Raw genomic sequence first — 2,939 nt, forward strand, 5'->3', positions numbered from 1 at the left:
ACGATTAACAAGCACCCTGATCAGAAGCTTCTTGGTGCTGGTCGTTCAAATAAATACACCAGCACCTTTTCTTCCTACAGCCCTCAGGTCTTATACCAGGAATGCTAAACGGCAATCCTTAAGGTTCTTGTGTCAAAAATTATGGATCATGCGAATCACTGAAAAATACAGGAAAGCACTTCAAATAGGGCAACGGCTAAAAATCACAACAAAAAACAGGGAGGAAATCTATCAACAGTTAAACAGCAAATCTTACTTCTGGAATTCTGAGAAAAAGAAATGGGAGAAAATCAGAACTAAATCTAAACCACCAACTGAACTGATTAAAATCCGAATCTGGGCAGATGCACGAATAACGGAGGCTGTAGCTTCAGAACTGATAGAGGCTTTAAGCAAAAATGGATTAAGAGTAATGAATTGCTCAGAACCATATCAATGCTATCCGCCCAAGGGTTTAGAATCCAAAGTCTACATAGACTTTGTTAAAAATCCGGAAGAGTCTAATAACCCAAAAAACGGCGATGTTGTTTTAAGAGGTAAGAAAAAATGAACTACTCAGATATGCCCGGAATTATCATCATAGCTCTCGATTTAGCAGCCAAAGAATTATGTCAACTTACAGGAGAACCCCACACTCAAATTAAAGAACGATTGACCATATCAGCAATCCAGCAATTTGACCGAATGACAGTAAGCGAAGTTACTGAATGGGCTAAAACTAACTTCCCTATGCCTTCAATAATTGAAAACTAGGAGCAAAAAAATGATAATGCACAACGGATACAACTATCGAACACTCAACCCTTGGGAACAAACAGCTCTCGAACACCTATCAGCAATAATTGGAGAAATCATCTGTGCAGGCTATCAAGACCCGAGCTGCTTGATGGAACGAGTAAGCGATATGGTCTTAGAGATTAGCTACTGGGATACACCAGATAACCATAATGACTCAATAGATAATCTGCCTAATAACGATGATAACTGTGATAACTGTGATGAAGAGATCGCAGAGATTTTGGATACAAGTCCATACTCTGATACCCAACCCAAATACATCTACTACGGAGCGTCTGGGAAAGATGGCGACAAAGAAATAAATCCTGCCTGGGAACCTACCTCTGAAAAAGACCAAGAACAGGATTTATCTAAAGAATTGGAAAGGGGATATGAGAATATCACCTGGTAACTAAACCTTCTCGCACCCTACCTTCTGATTAAAGAAGGGGGGCTGCGGTAAGGTGTCAAACTTACCGCTTAGTTCTCTACGAAGAACATAACCAGACGCAGTAGGCACGCAGTTTTAAAAGGAAATGACCCAAAAGGTTTTAGACTTTCGTGACTGCACCTACTGCATTACTTGACCAACATTATAACATAAGTCCGCCTGACGAGCTAGACCTAACTCATCTAGCGAAACACTCATAGTGTCGCGGCTTAGAGTTGACAATCTATGCCGTCTAACCCTCTGGTTACTAACCTTCCGGTTATACCTATTTGGGTTAGTTACCTGCTACCCAGTTTCAGAGTGAATTGATTTCACAATTTCAGGAGATTCTCGACTGGGTACTTGTTGCAGGTTTATTCTCCTATCACAGACAGAACCTTGAAAAATGAAAAGAATTTTAGGCGGTGACATCTGTAAAGACCGCGTAGTCTGTTGGCTACTTGAAGAAAGACCCAACGACCTGCGAAGCTACTGGAAGTCTCAAGTCAAATCAAGATCCAAAGATCCAGTAGAAGATGAGCTGACTTTCTACTTCACAAAGACGGGAATATCCCATCTGCTCGAAGTAAAGCCAGATGTGATTGTCCTAGAACCTACCGGGGTTCATTACTCCTGGTTGCTAGCTCACATCTGTCAGTCTGAAGGAATTGAAGTGTTATGGGTCGGACACTGCGAAGCTACTCATTATCGGAAAAGTCACAAGCTCCCCGATAAAAACGACTTAGCAGACGCTTTAGCCTTAGCCGCTTATGCTCATACCCACTGGGGAAAAACCGATCAATTCCTCCAGTTTGAGCCAGGACCTATCGTACAAATCCGAGATCTGTACTTACAACTCAAAAGCCTAACCCGCGTACAATCCCCGCTGATTAATCGGGTACGCCAACAACTATGCCGGGAGTTTCCAGAGGCAGCTTTCAAAAATTCCCAGCCTGGAAAAGACGGATTAATACCGCTATGGGCATGGCTCGGAAATGTTGAGCGCAAGAACGTAAGGCGTAACTTTTACTATGATCGGCTCTACGATAAATCAGTGGCAAAAGAGTATGGCATTGAAATCAGCCAATTTTCTCAACGATACGCCGAAATGCTTTGTCAAATCCACTCATGGGAACATGAAGCAGAACAAAAACTAGCCGAACTGATTTACCTTCCACAGTTCAAAGAATATAACCAGGTCTTCGATAAATTCGGGATCGGGCTACGACTAAGAGCGCTGCTACTATGCCACATCTACCCACTGAGTAAGTTTGAATCTTTGGGCAGTTTTAAAAAACGGCTAGGCATGGCAGGGGACGAGTTGAGCAGCGGCGACCGTAAAGGATGGAACGCCGGGAGCGGCTCAAAGATGTGCCGAAGCGAACTTTATCTCTGGATTTTGTTAGCGATCGCCCCGGTGAAAAACCGCCCACGGGGAATAATCGGCGAGAGACTGGGAGATTTCTACGACAAACGCCAGGAGCAATTTAAGAAAAACACCGAAGGCGGTAATACCTTTGGAAAGCTGATCATCAGTCAGACCGCCGCTTACGGATGCAAGCTGCTATTTAAGGAGCTTAAGAAGGCTCTAAAGCTTAAAGGCTAAACCCTCGCGCCCGTTACTACACAGGTAATAACGGGCAAACAATTATGTACAAAATCCCTAACTATCATGGACACCCCAAAGCGAAAACCAACACCCACTAGCGGCGCTGGGAATGGGCAAGGAAGA

General features: G+C 43.5%; 4 protein-coding genes. All 4 read left to right on the forward strand.

Features of this window, described 5'->3' with window-relative positions:
* The coding region (locus RLO19_RS15115) for a hypothetical protein (protein ID WP_446357631.1) at positions 1-550 on the forward strand (550 nt) is incomplete at its 5' end.
* On the forward strand, positions 547-753 hold the full coding sequence (locus RLO19_RS15120) for a hypothetical protein (RefSeq protein ID WP_446357633.1): 207 nt from the start codon (positions 547-549) through the stop codon (positions 751-753). The genes RLO19_RS15115 and RLO19_RS15120, both read left to right, overlap by 4 nt.
* Before the next feature lie 10 nt (positions 754-763).
* Positions 764-1,189: a hypothetical protein gene (locus RLO19_RS15125; RefSeq protein WP_446357635.1), complete on the forward strand. Its 426-nt coding sequence runs from the start codon at positions 764-766 to the stop codon at positions 1,187-1,189.
* A 424-nt stretch (positions 1,190-1,613) separates the two neighbouring features.
* Positions 1,614-2,813 (forward strand): IS110 family transposase, encoded by a 1,200-nt coding sequence (locus RLO19_RS15130; protein ID WP_446357637.1) that lies wholly within the window; start codon positions 1,614-1,616, stop codon positions 2,811-2,813.
* Positions 2,814-2,939 lie beyond the last annotated feature (126 nt).

The organism is Coleofasciculus sp. G2-EDA-02 (assembly GCF_040226375.1).
In the GTDB taxonomy this organism is placed as follows: Bacteria; Cyanobacteriota; Cyanobacteriia; order Cyanobacteriales; family Coleofasciculaceae; genus Coleofasciculus.

Coding starts and splice junctions, on each gene's coding strand:
- RLO19_RS15120 (WP_446357633.1), top strand. CDS start 547: ATGAACTACTCAGATATGCCCGGAATTATCATCATAGCTCTCGATTTA.
- RLO19_RS15125 (WP_446357635.1), top strand. CDS start 764: ATGATAATGCACAACGGATACAACTATCGAACACTCAACCCTTGGGAA.
- RLO19_RS15130 (WP_446357637.1), top strand. CDS start 1,614: ATGAAAAGAATTTTAGGCGGTGACATCTGTAAAGACCGCGTAGTCTGT.